Origin of the sequence: uncultured Virgibacillus sp. (assembly GCF_947495635.1) — a bacterium.
Lineage (GTDB): Bacteria > Bacillota > Bacilli > Bacillales > Amphibacillaceae > Virgibacillus > Virgibacillus salarius.
Genome location: NZ_CANMAB010000005.1, coordinates 1 through 22,527, shown reverse-complemented (window position 1 = coordinate 22,527; position 22,527 = coordinate 1). Strand labels below are relative to the sequence as shown.

The following is a 22,527-nucleotide window of genomic DNA, read 5'->3' as shown; positions in this document are numbered from 1 at the left end:
AATAGGTTATGATGAATAATATAAAGCTATCTTGTTGTGCAAGGTAGCTTTATTAAGATAAGGTAACTTGTATTGCAATATAGTGATAAGGATGAAAATTAATGTCTTTGAGAAGTCAATTATTAAAAGGAATTTTAGAGGGATGCATTTTATCAATTATTGATAAAGAAACAGTTTATGGTTATGAATTATCACAAAAACTTCAACATTTTGGTCTGAATGAGGTTAGTGAAGGGTCTATTTATCCTATCTTGGTTCGTCTTCAAAAGGATGGATTAATCAAAGGTGAAATGCGAGCTTCTCCAACAGGTCCTAAACGAAAATACTACCAACTTACCAATTTAGGGGAAAAGGCATTATTTGAGATTCAAGAGGAATGGAAAAATATTCAGAAACCTGTTGATAGATTGTTGAATAGGAGTGTTGCTGATGAACGCTAAAGAGCTGATTCAATTAAATAACAAAAAACGTAAATTACTTACAAAAGAAAATGAAGAATATTACGATAAAATGCTAGTTTATATTCGAACCAGTTTAGCAATTTCGGAACAACAATCAGAGGAGTTATTGATGGAGATATTAGATCATATTATTGAGGCACAGAATGAAGGAAAACGTGCAGAAGATGTGTTTGGAGAGACCCCCGCTGCTTACTGTAATGAAATAATCAAGCAGTTACCAAAAGAACCAGGGAAAAGTACAGCATTTTTTATAGGCTTTCTATTACTACAGCTAGCAGGCCTGATAGCAGTAATACATGGGATAGGAGATGTCATTATACACTATTTCAAAGATAGCAATCAGACAGTTTATATAGGAACAGCATTTGTTACTTTTTTTATAGTTGCTGTTATTATTTTCCTCGACGTTTTTCTGATCTTAAAATGGTTACAACAATCTGTATACAAGGTATCAAATAAAGTTAAAGATTTTTTCTCAATCTTTTTCATTGTGATTATCTCACTTCTAGGTATGATTCTTCTACCTAGATTTATCCCTCCCTTTGGATATGCAATCGAAGTTGGAGGTTTCGTATACCTAATACTTGGTGTAGCAACACTCATCATTTCAAAATGGTTAGATCGCAAATATCGTTTTACAAAATAGTGTTTAAAGAATAGCAAGGATGTATTATTCTATTCCAGAAAAGGGTCAGATTGTAAAGAAATTGCAAAATGAATAGGACTAAAAAAGGAAGGAAGCCTCATTAGCTTCCTTTTTATGCTTTCACTTTTTTATTAGACCTAAATCTGCCACCTTTTTGTTAACTTTATCTGCTACTTTCCAAGTTTGGGTTGATTTATTATTAGATAGAATATAAAGGGTGTTCATTTCATTTAACTTTTTCTCTAAAACATATCCTTTGCTATGTGAGTGTTTAATATCATTTGTTATGGTTTGAATGAATTCTTTTTCTTCTTTCATTATATAGCCTGCGACACTAGTTGTGTATCCTGTCAAAGAACACACTGCTACTACTATCAAAAGGACTACTTTCTTCATATTTATCTTTTATTTTTTTAGCATTTCGCAGAGTTCGTTTTTCATACATATTGCAAAAAGCAGTAAGTAATGTCGCTGTCGATTTGAAATAAGTTTTGATAGATTATGTTAATATGCTGGAGTATTAAATTTAGCAATAGGTGGCTTTCTACAGTATCAGCAACAAAATGTTGATGTGATATACTTGTGTACATATATCCATAGATTAGCGTTTAAGGGCTTAACTTGAAGAATCTATGGGCATGATTGGTCTTGAAAGGCTGAAAGGGTTGTTTAAATGATCGTACAATGATCTAATTCATACCTACCACTCCAAGTAAAGTCCTATTGTTGTAAACGTTGAAAACTATAATTACCTACTGTAGATAAGCCCAGTTGTTGAATAAAAAAACCTTTAAAATATCAATTCCCATGTTCGCTCGCTGAAGTTCTTTGCGTAACTGTAATATCTCTTTTTGTTCTGGCGTTCAGTTGTCTTCTTCTTTAAAAGAACCGGAATTTCGATATTGGTTAACCCAACGATTATAGGACGAAGGGTTCAGTTCCTACTCCTGGATGATTTCTTTTCGTGGCTTTCCGTTGGTCGTAAAGCTGAACGATCTGATTCTTAAATCCTTCGGTATATGTACAACGGTTTCGTTTAGTCATTTTTAGTCTCCTTAAGCGAGCATAGTTTAGTAAAGTCTAACGGACCTTAACGAAACTGTCCAACCAAGTGTAGCCTATCCATGAAAAACATACTAAGATTAGTGGGTAAAGTCATCGACGAGTGATCTTACCCACTATTTCTTTTTTTAGTTATAGTGAGGAGTGAAAGAAAGCCCGGTCAAAGCCTCAGTGATTACGAATCCGAATCAAACTCTTCTCCATAAATCCCTTATATTTCCAATAGTGAAATAACTAACAATCTTATAATATTCACCGATATATGTAATGAGTATTTAGTAATGGTTCTTTAGTATGAATTTTAAACTAAACTTGTAAGGGAGGAAAAGAAATAGAGGATTATAAAAGTAATTATATGTAAGCTAAAGATCCATATTTCTGTATTAATTGTGTATCAAATCCTATCTATCCAAGGTTTTAAAAGTAACTAATAGTCATTTGTAAATCATTCGATTTGCCAAATAGCATTATAATTTTACGAATAATAGCATATTCATTTTGGTTGTAAAAAGAGATTGATAAAACAAAATAGAACAGAAGAAAATCGTATTTTTAGTTGTAGGCATAGATAATGATAACGTTAGTTTTCTATTCGTTGCAGCTACAAGCGTGGTAGATAGTGAAGAAATAGAGATTAAACCTGCATCAAATATTGGTGGGGTTTAAAAGAATGTGCAAGTATTAAACTTGATTACAAATGATGTCATTCGGTTTGGTTGCAATTAATCTTATACCATTATATAAACTGACAGGGGATACTAGCATGAAAAAACTACTCAAATTTAAAAGAATTAAAACAAAATTGTTATTCGGTTTTGGGTTACTTATAGCATTAGCATTTATAGTAGGAACGGTAAGCTATATTGCTATTGAAAAGTTAAATAATAATACAAAGCAAATTGTTGAAAAGGACGTTCCGTACCTAATTATTAATGAAAATTTTTCTTATAATATGTCACAGAGTGCATCAATGGTTCGTGGCTATTTCCTATATAATGATAAGGAGATAAAGAAACAATTAGAGGCTAATTTGGAAAAAGGTAAAGAAATAGAGAAAGAAATGTTGACTTTAAGTGATTCAGAAAATATTAAATCCATTATAGACAAAAAAGCTAAATGGACAGATATGGTAACTAATTCAATCACCGAATATGAATCGGGTAATCGTGATAAGGCTGTTGAGATATTATTGGAAGCTAAGTCACTTTCCAATGAAATAATGGATAGTAATGAAAAATTATCTTCAAGAAGTCAAAATGATGTCAATAAACAAGGAAAACAAATTATATTGTATGGTGATTCAACAGTGTTCTTTATTTTAATCATATCAGGTTTAGTTTTAATAATTGGTATTATTATAGCTTTAATAACTGCAAAGTCTCTTACTAATCCAATCTTAATAATTATGAAACGAATGAATGATTTGGCAAAAGGCGATTTAAGTCAAGAACCGTTGAAAACCAACAACAAAGATGAGGTTGCGCAACTTGTTAAAGCAACGAATATAATGAGTGATAATAATCGGAATCTATTAAATAGAATTTCTGAAGTATCCGAATCTGTTTCAAGTCAAAGCGAAGAGCTAACGCAGGCAGCCAGTGAGGTTAAAGCAGGAGCAGACCAAGTTGCAATAACAATGGAAGAGCTTGCAACTGGGGCAGAAACACAGGCGAATAGTGCCAGTGAGTTAGCATCCATTATGGGAACGTTCACTAACAGAGTTGAAGAAGCAAATGAAAGTGGAGAACGTATTCACGAGAATTCAGGAAAAGTATTAGAGCTGACAACAAAAGGAAGTCAACTAATGAATGCTTCAACTGAGCAAATGATTAAAATTGATCGGATTGTAAAAGATGCAGTAGAAAAGATGCAAAATTTGGATAACCAATCGCAAGAAATCTCAAAACTTGTTTCGGTGATTAAAGATGTTGCAGAGCAAACAAATCTTTTGGCTTTAAATGCTGCCATTGAAGCTGCAAGAGCGGGTGAGCATGGTAAGGGCTTTGCAGTTGTGGCAGATGAAGTAAGAAAGCTGGCGGAGCAGGTTGCTCTATCCGTAAATGATATTACGACAATTGTAACCACCATACAAACTGAATCCAGTGTTGTAGCTGACTCATTAAGAGATGGATATTCAGAGGTAGAACAAGGAACATCTCAAATAGAAACCACAGGTAAAACGTTTAATAATATAAGTTCTGCAGTTACAGATATGGTTCAAAGTATTCAGGCTGTATCTGAACACTTATCTGAAATTGCGGCTAATAGCCAAGAAATGAATGGGTCTATAGAGGAAATAGCCTCAGTTTCTGAAGAAGCTGCAGCGGGTGTAGAACAAACATCAGCATCAGCACAGCAATCAAGTGGGTCCATGGAAGAAGTGGCAGGAAGTTCTGAGCATCTTGCTAAATTGGCTGAGGAATTAAATGAATTGGTAGGGCGATTTAAGTTGTAATGTTACAAATCAATTTTGTATAAGTAGCAGAGTGATCATTAATGTTTTGAATAAAGGTAAAAATGTTAACATGTTTAACAACCGATATTTCATATTGGAATTCAATTTATAGTTGTGAAATGTTACTTAGAAATAATATTTTCCCCCCATAATATGATAAGAGAATAAGCTTTTCTATTAAATTGGACATGCATTCAATAGAAAACTATATAAATTAGATTTCTTCTTTTCGGTCAAGCAATATTATTCATTAACATACTCATTCACCTGAATTCACTGAAAGAATGAGGAAATTATAAAAGGATTTACGGGCTAAACTAGGTTCTATAGCATTTGAAATGAATAAGGCAGAAAAGAATGTTGAATTATAGAGAGAAGCTATTAAAGTTAATGATAGATAGTTAATGGCATTTGTTAAATTTGAAAAGTTTAATTCAATGTTAGAGTTGAATTGTGAGCGGCTTATTGGAGAAGTGCCTTGAAGATAGATCGTGTCCGTAATGGGCTCTATGACAAATGATTTTAATAATGACAATGACCCCGTTTTTCGTGAAAATAATCTTTTCCGATTTTCGGGTCTTTTTCATACCCCTTGTTCATTGCTGACTTTACTCTTTTCTGGAGCTCCTTTTTTATAATTATATTTTTTATCCCTCTTTTCAAAAATAGAAATAGAATTGTCTTCACTGGCTGTTGTTTCTCTATTTTGGGACTAATTCGTCTGTAAAGTGTGAATTTGATAGGTCGATTCTTTTTTTAACCTTGTAATGCGATGTACTATTGTGTTACGATGTAAATATAATTCGTTTGAAAGTGAGGTGTCGTTTATGGACAAAGAGATAATGAAGGGTAGTATTGATATTTTATTTTTATCTCTATTAAATAAAAGGGACATGTATGGTTATGAAATAGTAAAAACATTAAAAGAAAATAGTAATGAACTATACAACATGAGTGAAGGGACGTTATATCCCGCTTTGAAGCGATTAGAAAACAAAGAATGGCTACAATCTTATTGGGGCAGTTCAGAGAATGGCGGGAGAAGGAAGTACTATAGGATCACACAAGATGGGAAGAAAGAGTTAGATAAGAAATTAAAGGAATGGAATCAAATAAGTAATTTAATTAAAGTATGTTCGGAGGGTATCGCATGGATAAAAAAATCGAAAATTATATTGATAAAGTTGTGAATCAATTACATTGTGACGAGGAAGAAAAGAGAGAAATAATTGATGAAATGAGAGATCATTTACATTTATTAAAAAATGAATATATAGATCAAGGTTTTACTAAGGAAGAATCAACAAAAAAGGCGTTAGAGAGTTTTGGAGAACAGAAACAATTAACGAAAGGTTTACAGGAGTCACTGTTTCCATTCTATAAAGTAACTAAGATAGGAACATGGATTTTATTTGGTCTTTACTCATTTATTATTCTATTTAAGTTACTCTTTCAACGTATCATTTTCCGAATCAACGATTACTACGTAACTGGAGATACATTTAACAGATATGTTTTTACTCCAATGAATTCAGAAGGCTATGTTGAATTTATAAAGGTCAATTCGAATTTCATTCCGTTTAAAAATACCATCGAATACATATCTGGAGCTGACCGTTTTAATATGGACATCATCATCAATAACACATTAGGGAACATTTTAATTTTTCTGCCACTGGGAATTTTTCTTCCTTTATTAATTAAAAAATACAGTAGATTTACTAGGGTAATTGTTGCTTCAACCGTTATTAGTTTTTCAATTGAAACTTTGCAGCTGGCTTTAAAAATTGGGCAATTCGATATTGATGATGTCATTTTGAATACAATTGGCAGTATCATTGGTTTTCTGATTTTAAAGATAGCCAAAAGTGTCATCACTTTTCCAAAGGGAAGTTTCGTTCGAAGAACAACAAATTGATTCGCTTAACATTCCATACAAAGTGCAATAGATTTTTTAAAAGGTTTGTAGAAATATCGAGAATTAGGGGAATAGTGATTATGAAAATTTTATTGAAAGTAGGATTAACAGTTGTATGATGCTGTTATTTGTTCATTCTTTCAAAACTAATTCTATTCAAACACCTTGCCATTCCAGACATTATGAGCCATTTTACATTTAATTTTGATGGCTATTACTGGAATAACCACAATTTTATTCCGTTTAAGACGATTACGTATTATTTGTTCTTGGCGAATGATATAAACATCAACATACGGGTTGAAAATCTAACTGGAAATATTATTGGGTTTATGGCATTCGGATTTATTCTTCCACTGTTATCAAGCAAGTTCCATAGGTTTAAAAAGATTACAATTGCAGCTCTTTCTTTAAGTTTAACATTCGAACTAATTCAACTTATTTTCGGCTTTGGTAGTTTTGATGTTGATGATATTATTTTGAATACACTCGGAGGAATATTAGGGTATCTACCCATTAGCATATACACTAACCGCAGGCAGGGACAACAAAAGAGTGTAATGGATTAAATGAAGAAATTTATGGTAAGTTGCACGGCTTATGGGAAACCCAACCGTGCTTGTTGAAGTGTATGTAATACTTAGGTGTAGAGTGGTACAGCATGTACATCGGTTGATTTCACAGCTTACAGGCAAATTATTAGTGAAATGAGGCAAGCATTTTGAAAATGGACGTTCATCAATTAGCAGAGTATCTCGCAGACAATCCTTTTCAAGTAGAAGGAATATATCGTTATGCTAAAAACCCAGGTGTACCTGACGCTGATTATACAGACTCTTTTCCTGGATTTGTCTTTCCACTTGCAGGGAGGACACAATTTCAATTTAATGGTACACCTTATATCCTTTCCCCAGGGAAAATTATCCATGGGGGTGCAAAAATGGAACTGGCTCAAAAAATGTTTGGTGACACAAACTGGGAATATATTCTAGTTCTATATCGGATAGGTAACTCAAAACTAGAAGACACTAGCTTTTCTCAACAGCATTTTGAATTATCAACAGGGCAATCCCCTCGACTTGTCGAATTACTTATGCGCCTGTGGCAAGTATATAATCAGCGTGGAGGCATTTCAATGTTTCAGACCGAAATGCTGTTTCGCGAAGCACTGAATGAAGCCTTATTATCTGTTATTAATAGGCAAAATAGCTGTGAATCACATACTTTATTCGAACGGGTATCTAATTATATTCATGAAAACTATTATCAAAGCCTTACAATAGCATCGCTTGAAGAACAATATAACGTTAATCGAAATCGACTTTCTTACGTATTTAGAAGACATGCAGGGATGGGACCGGCAGAATATCTATTAAACTATCGAATAAAGATGGCACAAAAAATGTTATTTACAAGAAATGTGTCTATACAACAAATTGCACAAGCTGTTGGAATCACTGACCCCTTCTATTTTAGTAGAGTGTTCAAGAAGCAAGTTGGCATTTCTCCTACTAAATATCGCGAGAAGTTCATCAATAATCCATGCTAATTTCAACAAGCATCCATTCTTAACTGAAAATGAATGTACTATACTAATGGAAAGCCACAGGCAACATGGTATAGGGGGAAATTAATATGCAAAAAATGAAAGGACTTCTGTTCTTAATAATATTAGTAGGCATACTAGCTGGTTGTAATAAAACGCCTACTGAAAATAATAATGGATCAGTCTCAGAAGTTGAATCTGAAACAGAAGTTAATATAGATGAAACGGAATGGCCGAGAACGTTTAAGGATGCATCTGGTAAAGAAATTATGATGGAGAAGAAACCTGAAAAATTGGCCACGCTATGGTATTTTTATCCTGAAATATTAGTTGCACTAGGTGAACCACCTACTGCTTCTACAGAAAAAGAATATCTATCTTCTCTATCTTATTTAAAAGGAAAGCTGGATTCAACTGAAGAATTAGGAGATAAACTGTCCCCTAATATTGAAAAGATTCTATCTACTGAGCCTGATTATATTATAGCCACAGAACATCATAAAGAGATACATGACTCTTTAGAAAAAATTGCGCCTGTCATTACACTAAACTCCAATGACATCTATGAAGATTGGCAATACGGTCTTCGTACAGTAGCCGAGATTATTGGAAAGGAAGACGAAGCGGAAAAAGTAATCGATCATATGATGAAAGCGATTGAAACGGGTCGTGAAGCATTAAAGGCAATTGAAGGAGAGTCAGTAGCATTTATAGTATCTTGGGATGGAAAAACGTTTAATGTTCTAGGTGAAGAAAACCCTGTCTATACACTAGCGTTTGATAAAAGTAGGGGGCTGGGGCTTACACCAGATAAGACATTTAAAGGTACTAATAATGAGTTTATTACGTTTGAAGGAATTTCAACGATTCAAGCAGATCATATTTTCCTTATAGGCGACATTACAAAAGAGGATAAATTGATGAACGAATTAGAACAAAGTAATGTATGGAACAACCTGAATGCTGTGAAGAAAAGCAATGTCTATTTAATGGATACTTCCGCTATTACTGGTGGTCCATTGGCTATCGAATATGCGTTACAAAATATAATAAATTCTTTACGTTAGTTCTAAAAGGTGGAGATAAAAGTTATTGAAATCACTCAGTTGTAACAACCGAACGACAAGGTTTGGCCTGAGCATCTTCTTTTTAAACGTAAAGAGCTTTACTAATGCATACTATTTTTTTACTCATTACTGTAACGGTATAGTGGAAGTCAAAATAAGGAGGGATTATTATCCATTACCAACCTATAAAACTAAAGGACGAGTTATCTAAAATTAACGATTATTGGTCCCCACAAGTTATTGGTGAAATGAATGACGATCAAATTGAGCTTGTTAAAATTGATGGAGATTTTATATGGCACGAGCATCCTGATACAGATAAGCTATTTATCGTGCTTGAAGGGGAGATGTTCATCGATTTTCGTGATGGGCAAGTAAAAATTTCTAAAGGCGAGATGTGTATTGTCCCAGGAGGCGTCGAGCATAAGCCTTTCGCCGAAAAGGAATCACACATCATGCTGGTGGAGCCTAAAAGGAAAATAGACTGATAATAAGCATCTAATGTCTGTTGGCAGTTAAAATAAGCGTCGAGTACTTACGTAATTCAGAATTGCGTGAGCACTTGACGCTTTTTAATAAAAAACCCTTTGTTTCGCTAAATGATGGCATACTTAAATTACTCCAATAAGAGCTTGATTACCCAGAGTACGCTTATTCCAATCTCCTAAACGCTTCTTTCTACTATTATGTAAAAAAGCAGCGGTGACGAAATAATAGGTACTCAACTCAATTATGATGCAATATAATATCCATTCTAATCTGGGGCTGGATCCAAGTGATCCAGTTTCTTTTCATAGACTAGGAAATGATGAAATTTGGCCTATATAATTATGGGCGTATTGGGCCGCGTCCAGCTCCAGCACCCAGAAACGAGGCGACTTCACGACCCCCTACGGAAAGTCATCATCGGCTCACAAGCATACCGTAATTTCGTTGTCTCCGTTGACTCGCTCTGTTTCTAATCGGGTGCTTACTTTTGTTATTCCCTAATACCCCCCTCAATCCTTATCAATAGTGTTTTGGACAGTATCCACCCATTCCAATTGCAGTCCTCACTATATCAATCTGCACGATTTTTTCAATTTATACGCAGTGTAATTCCCAACTGTAACATCATCCTAATGCTTCTACATTTAACATAATAATCTTTCTTCTTTCGTTTTCTAAGTGAAAACTTAGTACACTGACTTTAGGTTAACAATAGGGGGAATCTCTGATTAAGGAGAGATGTAGGACGATTTAGTCTGGGAAGGATCTTTTATAGTTTCCTATATCGAGACATCATTTTAATCGTAAAAGTATAATTATCGTAAAAGTACATTGACGATCATAGTAATATGATGTATATTATAATTATAAGGAAGTGGGGCGATGATCAACGATACAACTGCCAATACACTGAAGTTAGAAGTATTGTAGGTATGGTATAGGAGGTGTGAATATGGTAAATAAGAAAGTTTCCTCGGATCTACTAAGAGGACATACCGATACAATAATTTTGAACCTGTTGATGACTGGAGATAAATATGGGTATAAAATAACCAAATTAATAGTAGAGAACTCAGCTGGGGAATATGAATTAAAAGAGGCTACCATGTATTCAAGTCTGAAAAGGCTTGAAAAAGATGGCCATATCGTGTCCTACTGGGGAGATGAGACCTCTGGTGGAAGAAGGAAATATTATAAAATTACAGAAAAAGGGAAAGACACGTATATCGAAAATATAAGGAACTGGGAGAACACTAAACGAATATTAAATCAATTATTAGAGAAGGGTGGATATGGAAATGAATGAAAAGTTAAGTAAATATCTGGATAATGAGTTTTCACCTTATGTGGAGACAAACTCAGTTAAGGAATTAAAAGAAGAAATAATGAATAATTTGCAAGAGAAATTAAATGATTTAAGAGAACAGGGACATGATGATGAAACTGCTTTTAGCATGACGATAAAATCTATTGGGGATATATCCGAAATGTTGGATTCTAATGCAGAAAAGCAAACTATGCTCCAGCAGCAGGAAAAGGAAATGGATTTCACTAAAATGGATCTTCGTGAAGCTGATTTTAAAGGGGTAAGTTTAAAAAAAGCAGAGTTTAGCAAAAGCGATCTAAGAGATGCCGATTTTACTGAAGCCAATTTATCTTATAGCTCATTTATCATTGTGATTTAAGGAATGTAATATTCGATGGTGCAAATCTTACAGGAGCTAAATTATCAAAGTCGGATTTATCCAAGACAAGTTTTAAACATGCCAAGTTGAATAATACAGATTTAAGCTATTCTGATTTATCGGGTGTTCCATTCGAAAATCAAATTTTCAATGGTACAAATTTTTATAGTTCGGGATTAAAGGGTACGAATTTTAAACATGCTGTATTTAAAAATGCTTCGTTCAAGTATGCATACGCTTGTAACAAAGCGAATTTTGATGGTGCAACAATGGATAAGGTAACATATGCAGTACTGAAGAAGAATAAAGCAGATTTGACCAATGTTACAGTAATTTAAACTAAATAAAGCATTATTAGTTGGAACGGAGTTCATTAGACCTCGTTCCTTTTCTAATGGTTGGGGATCATAAAGTGGTTACCTTATTGTTATAAACTTATCGTTGGTCTTTCATCTAGTTTTTTCTGTTAAAAAGTTGGTATAGTCTAAAGAAGAAAGAGGGAGGAAAAAGGAGAGAGTGAGCAATAGTACTTATTTAGATTCAATCCTAAAATCAATATCAATCCAAGTTGAATTTATTTGAAATGAGAAGTGTAAGGATAGATCTAGATCATAAGTAATTTTAAAATATGATAAAATAAAAAAACATAACGAAGATTGTTAAATAGTGATAACCAGATACTTCAGTAATAGGATTTAATATGTGACGGGGGTTAAATAATGGAAGCCATTGAATTAGTAGAGTTGAACAAAGTAAACCAAATTCAATAGGTTACAAAAACAAAAATGAATGGCTTTCGGGAAAGTTCTAGGTAGATTAATTTAAGAAGAGCATCTTTTTTGATAAATTAAATATAGTCACGAGGAAGAATAATGAGAAGAAAGGTAGTATTTCAATGAAACGCAAATTCTTATTAGGCATGTTAACAGTAGTTTTAGTAATATTGACTGCTTGTGGAACCTCATCTGACGAGTCTACATTGGACAATCAGTCACCAAATAAAAACTCTAGTCAAAATACAAATGACGATTCTGCAAGTGCAGCTTCGACAGATAATGACACAAATACCAACAATACGAACACAGATACTGGAAGTAATGGTACCGATGAAAAGGGAGATACAACAAACAATGTACCAGCAAAAGATACAGCTAGTTTGAAGGATCAGTACCTTAAGAAATTAAATGATACGAAGAATGAAGTGGAGGAGATGCGAAAAAATCCGATAGACGATACAACATATGCGTTGAAAAAAGTTGAAGGAGATGCATACGATATTTGGGATGAATTGTTAAATGAAATTTATGGAGCCCTAAAGGAGCAACTACCTAAAGAAGAGATGGATCAACTAAGGAAGGAACAGCGTGAATGGATAGCGTACCGAGATCATACTGCAAAAGAGGCATCGCTAAAATATAAAGGTGGCACGATGGAACAGTTAGAATATGTAACGGTCCAGAACAATCTTACCGAAGAAAAGTGTTTTGAATTAGTTGAAGACTATATGAAATAACCCTTCATTATTACCGTGAAGGGGAATACGTTGAAAATTATGATAATTTAAAAAATATTGTTTATTATAAAATAAATAGTTAATACTATTTATACAGAACATTAAAATGATTGAAAGAATAAAATGATATACCATAGAAAGGTTCTCAAAAATATGTAATGTGTCTGTTAAAATATTACGGTATTATGATGAAATTGACTTATTAAAGCCTTCGTAAATAGATGTTGAAACGAATTATCGTTATTATGATTATGACAAAATTGAAGCAATTAAAATAATCTTGTTTTTAAAGCGTCTACATATTGATCGACTGTCAGTAAATGTCCTCAAAAAAAGTTATATGGAGCAATTGAAAAGAAGTTTGCCGGTTGTTGTTATGCTAACCTAGTAGTAATTTGCTAGAAGGAGGATAATTATGATAAAAAAGGCGATTCAACTGACATTGTTCGTCCATGATTTAAAAGAAGCGAAAGATTTTTACGTGAACAAGTTAGGATTTGTAGTACGGGAAGAAGAGGAGTTCGAACCAGGGTGGCGTTATCTTGCTGTTTCCCCTGAGAATGGTAACGAAACCATGATTGAACTAGCTGAAGCTAAAACTCCTAAACAAGAACAATTGATAGGCAAACAAGGCGGCGATACGGTCATGCTAATGTTTGAATCCGATCATATTGAAAGAGATGTTAGTGATTTGCAGGAGCGAGGAGTAGTTTTTCAAGGAGAGATACAAGGGGTACCAGGAGGTAAAGGGGTAGTATTTAAAGATTTATATGGGAATAATCTTGATTTATTCGAACCTAGAAAAGAATAACAAATAGACCTTTACCTTTAGTGAAAATTTGAGCTCCCCTTAATTGTTACTAAAAGACAACGAATATATCCTTGTTTACTTAGTTCAGATTAGAGACGCAAAGCCCTCTCAGCGAAAAACGAAACTAGTTAATCCTGGGGGGCTTTTTCTAATTAGACGGCGTGATTTTTTGCTGAAGAATCTTTATGTAAAGCTACTATTAAAATCATGATAATGATACAAGCTGTACCAACCCATTGGTAAATGCCAAAGGGTTGTTTTAACCAGAAAACAGTTGTTAAAACAGCTGCTAGGGGTTCAATACTACCTATAAGACTCGTTTCTTTAGGTGACAGGCTCTGTAAACTTTCTATATAAAACCAAAATGCAATCATCGTTCCGAAAATGATAACGAAGACTATATATAAATATGCTTCTAGCGTTAAGCTGCTATTGTTAAGTTCCCAAGGTGGGTGGATAAAGCTTAATGCAGTACCTCCGATAATCATAGCCCAGCCAACAATGACAAGCGAATCGTATTGCTTTAGCAAAGGAATGGCATACAACGTATAAAATGCTAAAGCTATCCCAGATAAAACACCCCAAACGATTGCTAGTAACGGTACAGATAGTTGTGAGAATGAGCCATTGGTTAATAAGAAGAAGCATCCAACGAAAGCTAGCAAAATAGTTAACACATCTTTTTTTGTTAGAACAGATTGTCTGCTTAAAATGAGATAAAGAATAATCATTACTGGTGCTAAATATTGTAATAGTGTTGCTACCGCAGCATTGCCATGTTCAATCGAAGCCATATATGTGTACTGAACAGCAAGCATACCAAGTAACCCGAAAATAAGTAAATGAATAGCGATCCTTCTCTTTTTCCAAACAGCAATTATTTGGGAACGGTCTTTTTCAAAAAATTGAACTGCTAATAGTAATAAACCAGCCAGTAGTAACCTGGTCGCAACAAGCCAATCTACATCAATAGAGAATTCTTGAAATAGCTTTTTTGCAACTGTGCCACCAATCCCCCAAAATGCTGCTCCCGTTATTACAAGAAACATTCCTTTCCCTCTATTCATGATGAATTCTCCACCTTTATGATAAAAATAGTGTTATCATATGGATAATAATAAGAGGAGAATTCTTGGAATAATACGTAAATCGAATCAAAAAGTATAATTATATTGAGGTTTTGCTATGCAAATAAAAAATTTTATCGTTGACCAAAATTTAAAAGAATTAACGGAACATCGCACGGTTGTATTACCGCTTGCATGTTACGAAACGATGATTACTAAAAACATACATGGCTTTATACCACTGCACTGGCATGATGAAATTCAATTTGTTCTCATTATAAAAGGAGAAGCAATCTTCCAAGTTAATGAAGAAAAAATAACTGTTCGAGAGGGCGAGGGACTGTTTATAAATAGTGGGTGTTTGCACATGGCAACAGATGAAAATGATTCGGGCTGTATTTATATTTGTTTAAATGTATCTCCACATTTTATTTTATCTCAAGAGCTTTATACAACCCATGTAAGTCCGTATACGCAAGCCACTAATTTGCCTTACCTTCACTTGGATACAGAGGAAGTTTGGGAGAAAAATATTTTAGCTGCTATTGTAAACATCAATCAACTGATACAACAAAATCCCTCATGTTATGAAATCGATATTAGCATGCGCTAACGATAATTTGGAAAAATTTAATCATAAATGGTTTTGATTTAGAGTACGAACAGGTAGAAAAGCTAAAGAGTCATCGAATGAAGCAAATGTTAAATTGGATACACACACATTATGCGAAAAAAATTCTTTTAGACGATATTGCACGTGCTGGTCAATTGAGTCGATCCGAATGTTGTAGATATTTCAAACGAATTTTAAAGAAAACACCATTGAATTATGTAACCGATTATCGAATTCAAAAAAGCTTAATTTTACTACAACAAATAGAATCCAATGTCACGGATGTTGCCTATGAAGTAGGCTTTAATAGTACAAGCTATTTCATTGCTCAGTTTCGCAGATCGATGAACATGACACCATTAGCATATAAAAAATATAAAAATAGCTATTAATGACCGCGAGTGTTGAAGAACATTGATATCTTGTGTGAACGGCACTATATACCTTTTAGCAAAAATGATTGATTATCATCTTAATCTAGTATCTGAAAATGTTAATACGTGGAGGTATTTGTTATGAAAATAGCAGCAATTTATGATATTCACGGTAATAACGTTGCATTAGAAGCTGTCTTAACTGAAGTGGCAAATGAAAAGGCTGAAAAAGTTATAGTTGGTGGGGACTTAGTCTGGGGACCGCAGCCTAGAGAAGTCATGGAAACTTTAATGAGATATAAGGATACATTTTTATTTATAATGGGTAATGCAGATAGAGAGGTAGCGCATCGATATAGCATAGAAGATGGCTGTCAGGATTTTGTAGCAGAAATAAATTACTGGTGTGCAGATCAATTAACAAGGGAGCACTTGAGTTTTTTGAAAGAATTGCCTGAGAGACAACGGATGGCTATTAACGGGTTAGGCGATGTATTGTTTGTACACGGTTCTCCAAGGAATGACGAAGAAGCAATAAGAGCTGATACCGATGAACGAGAAATTAATGAGATGGTAAAGGATACTGAAGCGAATATTATAGTATGCGGCCATACGCATATTCAGTTTGACAGATTAGTAGCTGGTAGGCGAATAGTCAATGCTGGTAGTGTTGGTCTACAGAGTAAAGCTAAGGGGGCTTGTTGGCTATTTATTCATGATGATGAAATAGAACATAAGGAAACGCAGTATGACATAGAAAAAGCTGTGAAGGAAATACTCCAAGGTACCTGTCCATATAAAGAAGATTTTGCTGAACATATACGAAACCCTCCAAATATTGGTCCATAATTCAATAAGTTATTACTTTTAATTCATCTAAAATACTCAAGATGTAACTTCTCCTTATTAAAATTACAGAGGCAGAAGAGAAAAAATTCTTAACACCACTATAGAAAATGGGGAGTTTAGAAGAGATGATTAAAAAATTATTAACCTAAAGATAATCCAGTTAAAATATTTTGAATTTATGGTAAAATGTATATTTTTATTTCAAAAAGGAGCAATAATTGATATGGCAAAAACTTCAGGCTGTTTTACCATCGTTTTTAATAAAAAGGGTTACATATTGTTAGTGAAGAGAAAGGATTATCCTGTCTGGGATTTACCTGGGGGAATGTTAGAAAAAGATGAACACTTAGAGAATTGTGCTATACGAGAAGCTAAAGAGGAAACGGGGTATATCATTTCGATTAAACGAAAAATAGGAGAATATTATCAACCTCAATTTGATGATTTACAACACATATTTTTAGGGGAATTGCTAGGTGGTACGCTAATTAAAAATGGTCCTGAAACAGATAAAGTGGATTGGTTTCATCCAAAAAAATTACCTATGTTTATGATTCCCAATAGAAGAAAGCAAATTAAAAATTTTCTTAGACATAAAAATACAGTAATAAAAGATTCAATAACCGTTTCTCGATTTAAAATTTCACTATTTAAAGTGTTTTTTAAGGTGTTTGGTTAAGTTTCTGCAATTCTTAAATAAGCATGTGGATGAACGTATTAATTTTACTATTAAAATAAATTGTTTTTATTGTAAGATGCTGAAGGATGTATAAAATATATTTTATTAAAAGAGTAATTGAAGTTTACATGCTAAATATGAGATTTGCATATATACAGTGGCCGTGAAATGCTGTTGGGTGGAATATTGAGGAGAGGTTAAATTGTACCGTTGATCAAAGTAGAAATATAATTTCCTATTGTGTTTATGAATATGAAATGTAATAATAAGTTAAATATAAAAGCAATGATGAGAAGAGTAAATCATTTTTATTCCGTTACAGAGAGCTTCGTTGGCTGAAAAGAAGCATGGAATTATTTGATTGAATATGGTCTCTGAGCTGCATAGTTGAACGTTCTATTGAGCGTAAGGCTATGACGAGATTTGGCACTCGTTATAAATGTCAGGGTATAAGAACTTTATCGTTCCGTACTTATTGAGGCTAATCATGTGAGTGGTTAGCAAATTAAGGTGGTAACACGAGAATAATCTCGTCCTTAGACAGTTGTTTTGTCTTTGGACGAGGTTTTTTATTTTCAAGAGATGAAAATAGTAAGGGAGGAAATAAGATGAATGTATTTATCGGAGGAGCATGGCCTTATGCCAATGGTTCACTACATTTAGGCCACATATCTAGTTTATTATCAGGTGACGTTTTAGCCCGGTATTATAGAATGAAAGGAGAAAATGTTCTTTATGTATCAGGAAGTGATTGCAATGGAACTCCAATTACGATTAGAGCAAAGCAAGAAGATGTAACACCTAAGGAGATTGCTGATAGGTATCATAAAGAGTTTTGTGCGTGTTTTGAAAAGTTGGGTTTTACTTATGATTGCTATACAAGGACAGATAGTGCCCATCATCATAGAATTGTGCAAAATATATTTTTGCAGCTATTTGATAATGGAAAAATCTATAAAAAGGAAATTGAACAGGCGTATTGCAATAGGTGTGAACAATTTTTACCCGACCGGTTTGTCGAAGGAACTTGTCCATAATGTGGACAGGATGCTCGTGGTGACCAATGTGACCACTGCTCAAAAATATTAGAACCACTAGACCTTATAAATAAGAAATGTAAGATTTGTGGTGATTCTCCAACTACGAAACAGACAGAACATTTCTATTTTAAGTTAAGTGCATTCCAAAAAGAACTACAGCAGTACGTAACTAATGCGAAAGTGAAGAACTTATGGAGAGAAAATGCGATTCAATTATCGGAAAGATATTTAATGGAAGGATTGCCCGATCGAGGAGTTTCAAGAGATTTACCAATAGGTGTTCCAGTTCCAGTAAAGGGATATGAGGAGAAGAAGATTTATGTATGGATCGAAGCTGTTTCCGGATATTATGCAGCCAGTAAAAAAAGTTTATAAAATTTTATGTTGTATTTAACTTTAATTCGATTTATTCGATTAATTTTATCAATACAAATATTCTGAATAATGATTTATGATATAAGTAGTAGGAGAAAGGAGGGTTACATATGAAAAAAATAGCTGAATTTGTACTAGAAGGCGATGCGAAAAATGGTTCTTGCTAACTATTTTGGCAGAGAAAATGGGCACACCAAATTTATGTGGTGTGCTCATTTTATAAGGAGGACAAATGAGTTGAAGAATATATATCCAATGATCAAATCTAGTGTAGGTGTTTTTAAAGAAAAAAATACTAAAAGAATTCACTTTGTTTTTTATTCTACTTCTTGTCATAAAGTTTTTGAAATCGAGAATGAATGTATTTTGAAATCTATATTATTAATGGATGGGACTAAGCCACTTTTGGATATTTTTTTAAAGATTAATCTCAATTTTCAGCAATTTACATATAAAGAATTAGAGGAGTGTACAGAACTGTTATTAAAAGAAGGAATTATCGAAAATACCAATGATCCAATAAGAGAACAGTTTACTACTGAAGAATTAGAAAGATATTCAAGGCAAGTGGACTTATGGAGTGATTACTGTGATTTAAGTTCTCCTTGGGAATTACAAAAGAATATAAAGGAATCTACTGTAGCAATTATTGGAATTGGAGGCATAGGTAGTTGGATGGCTACTTCACTAGTAATGGCCGGAATTGGAAATATTAAATTAGTAGACTATGATCGAGTAGAGCGACATAATATAACAAGACAATTACTTTACACTACTGAAGATATAGGTAGAGAAAAAATAAAAGTTATGGAGATGAAGTTAAGAAGTATTAATCCAAACGTAAACATATTCCCTGCTCATATGGAGATAGATGAAGGTACAGATTTGTCCCATATAGTAGAAAGTTGTGATTTGGTAATTAATTGTGCAGACAATCCAGATATTAATACTACAGCTCAATGGGTATCAAAGGTGTGTTTAAAGTATAAAGTACCCCATATAGTTGGGGGCGGTTATATAGGCCATTTGGGATTAATTGGTCCCACAATTATTCCAGGAAGAACTAAATGTTGGGATTGTTACCAAATTAATTATAAAAAAAGGAGGAAAGAAGGTAAATTATTAACTAATTTATTTCCAGATAGAAAGAGACATACTGGTGCAACAGCGTCCATTTCTTCTATAGTAGCCAATTTTCAAGTTTGGGATGCAATACGTCTTCTAGGAAGAATTGGGGATCCAAATATTATAAATAAAACTGGAGAAATAGATTTAAATAATTTATCCATACGTTGGAATAACTTAAGTGAAGATGATCTATGTGAGGTTTGTTCAGAGTACTATATATAAAAAATGGGAGGAAATTAAAATGGCAGATGGTATTATGGATTTTGATATTGTAGAAAGTAATCCAACGATCTATCAAATTTTGAGAGACTATCCTTTTGAGTTTTTGTATGACTTTCTTAAAAAAGGAATGAGTTACGAGAAAAATACGAAAATGGCAGAAAGATGGAGAAAATACAATAAAGAAATGGTAGAAATAATGAGAGTATTAAAAAGGGACTCAACAGATTGTGAAATAGAAGAATTTTCTAACCGTTGGACAGATTATTTGTTCTACCGAAATTTAGATATAAATCTTATTTCAATGTATGCTACACAACAAGACTTCCTTGAAAAACATGTTAGGTTTAAAGGCCTGCATAATTTAGATCATAGCTTAAAAAAAGGGAACCCTCCTGTATTAGTATCTTTGCATATGAATGCTTACCAAGCGATCGTTCCGTTACTTGCAGCCAAAGGTTATAGATTAAGTTATTTTATGGATAAACAAACTTTGAATGTATGGAATAGGATAGGTGAATCCTTTTTAGGTGAAGTAATGAATAAACTATCACCAATTGGATTACCACAAAACTCAGCAATTAAACAAGCTCTAAGAAATTTAAAAGAAGGTAAACCTTTGCTTATGTTTCCCGATTTCACTCTAGGAGATATGCCAAATGTTGAGACTAAATTCTTAGGATATGATGTTTTTGTACCCGTTGGACCAGCAAAGATTGCTACTTTACTTGAAAGTCCTATTATTCCAATCATATTAGAAAAAAGTAATAGATATCAATATACATTAAGAATTGAAGAACCACTTTTTGAACCAACAGATGTTAAAAATGTTGAGGAAATATCAATATCTATTTTTAAATGGATTGAGAAAGAAGTAAAACAGTGTCCGGAAAATTGGTGGTGTTGGTATATTTTCCGAGATAAGATACTTAAAACTAAGCAAGAGGTATGAGGCAAATAAAAGGGAAGTGACTATATGATAAAGGTTTTGAAAAACATAGAGTTTGTGAAATTATTAATTGGTAGACTTTTCTCCAATGCAGGTGACAGCTTATATGCCATAGCTTCTATGTGGTTAGTACAAGAACTAACTCACTCTACTTTTTATACTGGCTTAGTTGGTTTTTTAACATTATTTCCTCAAGCTTTAACTTTTTTGATAGGGCCCTTGGTTGACAAACTAAATTTAAAAAAAATCCTTGTTTATACTCAATTATTTCAATCTATATTAATTTCAATTATCCCTATTGCTTATTATGGAGATTTTTTGAGCGTTACTCTAGTGCTAATTATCATGCCAGTTGTTTCATTTACAAATCAATTTTTTTACCCTACACAAAATGTAGTTTTACCATATATGGTATCGAAAGATAACTTAGTACATGCTAATTCATTGTTCACTTTTACTTATCAGGGTACGGATCTTACCTTAAAAGCAGTAGGGGGGGTCCTTATTGGAATGTTTGGTGCTATTTCTATTTACATAATAGATTCAATTGCATTTTTAATTACCGCATTATTACTGTTAACTATTAAAATTCCAGAGAGGTCAATTCAGAAATCTGCTAAAAGTAGTTTTAAAGTAGAAGTAAAACATTATTTTTTATTATTAAAAGAAGGCTTTGCTTTTGTTATAAAATCTGTATTAATATGGCTCTTTGTAATATCATCCTTAGGAAATCTGATTATCGGGATGGTATTTGCTATTTTACCTTCATTTGCTGATAGATTTTCTGGTCCAGAAACTTATGGATTTATTTTAGCTTCTATGTCTTCAGGACTATTAATAGGTGCTTTAGCTGCATCTTGGCTATCTAAATACCCAATGGGATTACTTACAGTTTTTTTGTTTTTTATTGGTGGCACTTCTTGGATTATATCTGGTTTCATAAAAGATAGTGTATTAGTAATTATATTATTTGGTATAGCTTGGGTTCCTATGGGGGCTACAAATATATTACTTTTTACTTTTATTCAAAGTAACGTTCCAGAGTTGATGATTGGAAGGGTGGTTTCTTTAATAACAAGTATAAGTATGTCTTTAATGCCCCTAGGAGCTTTTTTGGGAGGGATTATTGGTGAAATTCAAAGCAGTCAATTCGTTTATACTATTAGTGGAACAAGCCTACTAATAATATCTTTATATTGTTTATTTCATCCAACAATAAGAAAAATACCAAAGATAAGCAATATTCAGCCTGAAAGATATGGATTAAATAACGTATTAAAAGAGAATGGGTAGAGTATGATTATTATTTTAATATCTGAATCAATTTCATAATTGCTGTTTTTAAAAATGCATAGAGTTGTTCCTTGATGATTTTCAAGTTTTTTTAATAAAGATCAATTTTATTTATGCAGCTTTTAGCGTCTTATGTTTCATTTCTAGTCTAATCCGATCCGCGGCTAATCTCGAGGCATTATAAACAAGCGTCACTAAATGGAAGTGAAGCCTTGATTTTTTCCCGGTTCGGTGACGGACATTATTCAGTCCAAAGAATTCTTTCAAATAGGCATTAACACGTTCGAC

Annotated in this window: 21 protein-coding genes, 6 pseudogenes and 1 other annotated feature; of the genes and pseudogenes, 23 read left to right on the top strand and 4 right to left on the bottom strand. The window is 33.2% G+C overall.

The features are described 5' to 3' along the window. The first annotated feature begins 101 nt into the window (after positions 1-101). Together Q1A47_RS02260 and Q1A47_RS02255 are read left to right on the top strand one after the other, a co-directional pair. The gene (locus Q1A47_RS02260) at positions 102-440 is read left to right on the top strand and encodes a PadR family transcriptional regulator (RefSeq protein WP_166530062.1); all 339 of its coding nucleotides are present in this window, start codon (positions 102-104) and stop codon (positions 438-440) included. Next, a complete protein-coding gene (locus Q1A47_RS02255) occupies positions 430-1,107 on the top strand; it encodes a DUF1129 family protein (RefSeq protein ID WP_166530061.1) in 678 nt (225 codons plus the stop codon). Before Q1A47_RS02260 ends, Q1A47_RS02255 begins: the two co-directional genes overlap by 11 nt. A gap of 120 nt (positions 1,108-1,227) precedes the next feature. On the opposite strand, the gene Q1A47_RS02250 is transcribed toward Q1A47_RS02255, so the two are convergent. Both Q1A47_RS02250 and Q1A47_RS02245 read right to left on the bottom strand, forming a co-directional pair. Continuing rightward, positions 1,228-1,503, bottom strand: a complete 276-nt coding sequence (locus Q1A47_RS02250; RefSeq protein WP_026682819.1) for a hypothetical protein — start codon at positions 1,501-1,503, stop codon at positions 1,228-1,230. 392 nt (positions 1,504-1,895) lie between these two features. Beyond that, a pseudogene (locus tag Q1A47_RS02245) lies at positions 1,896-2,151 on the bottom strand (transposase); the annotation flags it as partial. Between the two features lie 781 nt (positions 2,152-2,932). Between Q1A47_RS02245 and Q1A47_RS02240 the strand changes: the two are divergent. From Q1A47_RS02240 to Q1A47_RS02180, 14 genes and pseudogenes are all read left to right on the top strand, one after another. Continuing rightward, entirely contained in the window at positions 2,933-4,624 is a 1,692-nt protein-coding gene (locus Q1A47_RS02240) for a methyl-accepting chemotaxis protein (protein ID WP_166530060.1), read from the top strand. 827 nt (positions 4,625-5,451) lie between these two features. Next, a complete protein-coding gene (locus Q1A47_RS02235) occupies positions 5,452-5,814 on the top strand; it encodes a PadR family transcriptional regulator (protein ID WP_121604652.1) in 363 nt (120 codons plus the stop codon). Continuing rightward, a complete protein-coding gene (locus tag Q1A47_RS02230; protein ID WP_166530059.1) occupies positions 5,775-6,542 on the top strand; it encodes a VanZ family protein in 768 nt (255 codons plus the stop codon). Before Q1A47_RS02235 ends, Q1A47_RS02230 begins: the two co-directional genes overlap by 40 nt. Positions 6,543-6,670: 128 nt before the next feature. Then, a complete protein-coding gene (locus Q1A47_RS02225; RefSeq protein WP_246484587.1) occupies positions 6,671-7,111 on the top strand; it encodes a VanZ family protein in 441 nt (146 codons plus the stop codon). Between the two features lie 152 nt (positions 7,112-7,263). Continuing rightward, complete coding sequence (locus tag Q1A47_RS02220; RefSeq protein ID WP_121604655.1) at positions 7,264-8,091, top strand: AraC family transcriptional regulator; 828 nt, start codon at positions 7,264-7,266, stop codon at positions 8,089-8,091. Between the two features lie 86 nt (positions 8,092-8,177). Beyond that, on the top strand, positions 8,178-9,155 hold the full coding sequence (locus tag Q1A47_RS02215) for an iron-siderophore ABC transporter substrate-binding protein (protein ID WP_026682814.1): 978 nt from the start codon (positions 8,178-8,180) through the stop codon (positions 9,153-9,155). 170 nt (positions 9,156-9,325) lie between these two features. After that, entirely contained in the window at positions 9,326-9,643 is a 318-nt protein-coding gene (locus Q1A47_RS02210) for a cupin domain-containing protein (RefSeq protein ID WP_080668761.1), read from the top strand. Between the two features lie 953 nt (positions 9,644-10,596). Further along, the gene (locus Q1A47_RS02205; protein ID WP_166530058.1) at positions 10,597-10,950 is read left to right on the top strand and encodes a PadR family transcriptional regulator; all 354 of its coding nucleotides are present in this window, start codon (positions 10,597-10,599) and stop codon (positions 10,948-10,950) included. Next, complete coding sequence (locus Q1A47_RS02200; RefSeq protein WP_246484586.1) at positions 10,943-11,329, top strand: pentapeptide repeat-containing protein; 387 nt, start codon at positions 10,943-10,945, stop codon at positions 11,327-11,329. Before Q1A47_RS02205 ends, Q1A47_RS02200 begins: the two co-directional genes overlap by 8 nt. After that, a pseudogene (locus Q1A47_RS20835) lies at positions 11,311-11,406 on the top strand (pentapeptide repeat-containing protein); the annotation flags it as partial. The gene Q1A47_RS02200 and the pseudogene Q1A47_RS20835, both read left to right, overlap by 19 nt. A 9-nt stretch (positions 11,407-11,415) precedes the next feature. Then, positions 11,416-11,667 (top strand): pentapeptide repeat-containing protein, encoded by a 252-nt coding sequence (locus Q1A47_RS02195; RefSeq protein ID WP_246484585.1) that lies wholly within the window; start codon positions 11,416-11,418, stop codon positions 11,665-11,667. A 557-nt stretch (positions 11,668-12,224) separates the two neighbouring features. Further along, a complete protein-coding gene (locus tag Q1A47_RS02190) occupies positions 12,225-12,842 on the top strand; it encodes a lysozyme inhibitor LprI family protein (RefSeq protein WP_034679703.1) in 618 nt (205 codons plus the stop codon). A 133-nt stretch (positions 12,843-12,975) separates the two neighbouring features. Further along, a pseudogene (locus Q1A47_RS02185) lies at positions 12,976-13,056 on the top strand (MerR family DNA-binding transcriptional regulator); the annotation flags it as partial. Between the two features lie 201 nt (positions 13,057-13,257). Then, a complete protein-coding gene (locus Q1A47_RS02180; RefSeq protein ID WP_026682809.1) occupies positions 13,258-13,653 on the top strand; it encodes a VOC family protein in 396 nt (131 codons plus the stop codon). 152 nt (positions 13,654-13,805) lie between these two features. Here Q1A47_RS02180 and Q1A47_RS02175 read toward each other — a convergent pair whose 3' ends face one another. Next, entirely contained in the window at positions 13,806-14,720 is a 915-nt protein-coding gene (locus Q1A47_RS02175; protein ID WP_166530057.1) for a DMT family transporter, read from the bottom strand. A 124-nt stretch (positions 14,721-14,844) separates the two neighbouring features. Here Q1A47_RS02175 and Q1A47_RS02170 point away from each other — a divergent pair. The 7 genes and pseudogenes from Q1A47_RS02170 to Q1A47_RS02140 all read left to right on the top strand — a co-directional run bounded on the left by Q1A47_RS02170 (position 14,845) and on the right by Q1A47_RS02140 (position 22,239). Beyond that, positions 14,845-15,725 (top strand): annotated as a pseudogene (locus tag Q1A47_RS02170) (AraC family transcriptional regulator). Between the two features lie 123 nt (positions 15,726-15,848). Then, positions 15,849-16,556: a metallophosphoesterase gene (locus Q1A47_RS02165; protein WP_034679700.1), complete on the top strand. Its 708-nt coding sequence runs from the start codon at positions 15,849-15,851 to the stop codon at positions 16,554-16,556. Positions 16,557-16,779: 223 nt separating this feature from the next. Beyond that, positions 16,780-17,235 (top strand): NUDIX hydrolase, encoded by a 456-nt coding sequence (locus tag Q1A47_RS02160; protein ID WP_121604664.1) that lies wholly within the window; start codon positions 16,780-16,782, stop codon positions 17,233-17,235. Between the two features lie 276 nt (positions 17,236-17,511). After that, positions 17,512-17,776, top strand: a binding site (T-box leader). Continuing rightward, a pseudogene (locus Q1A47_RS02155) lies at positions 17,760-18,638 on the top strand (class I tRNA ligase family protein); the annotation flags it as partial. It overlaps the preceding feature by 17 nt. 249 nt (positions 18,639-18,887) lie before the next feature. Then, the gene (locus tag Q1A47_RS02150; RefSeq protein ID WP_162986368.1) at positions 18,888-20,000 is read left to right on the top strand and encodes a ThiF family adenylyltransferase; all 1,113 of its coding nucleotides are present in this window, start codon (positions 18,888-18,890) and stop codon (positions 19,998-20,000) included. Positions 20,001-20,019: 19 nt separating this feature from the next. Then, complete coding sequence (locus Q1A47_RS02145; RefSeq protein ID WP_166530056.1) at positions 20,020-20,949, top strand: lysophospholipid acyltransferase family protein; 930 nt, start codon at positions 20,020-20,022, stop codon at positions 20,947-20,949. Positions 20,950-21,003: 54 nt separating this feature from the next. Next, positions 21,004-22,239: an MFS transporter gene (locus tag Q1A47_RS02140; protein ID WP_299630176.1), complete on the top strand. Its 1,236-nt coding sequence runs from the start codon at positions 21,004-21,006 to the stop codon at positions 22,237-22,239. Positions 22,240-22,350: 111 nt separating this feature from the next. Here Q1A47_RS02140 and Q1A47_RS02135 read toward each other — a convergent pair. Next, positions 22,351-22,527: pseudogene (locus Q1A47_RS02135) on the bottom strand (IS5/IS1182 family transposase); the annotation flags it as partial.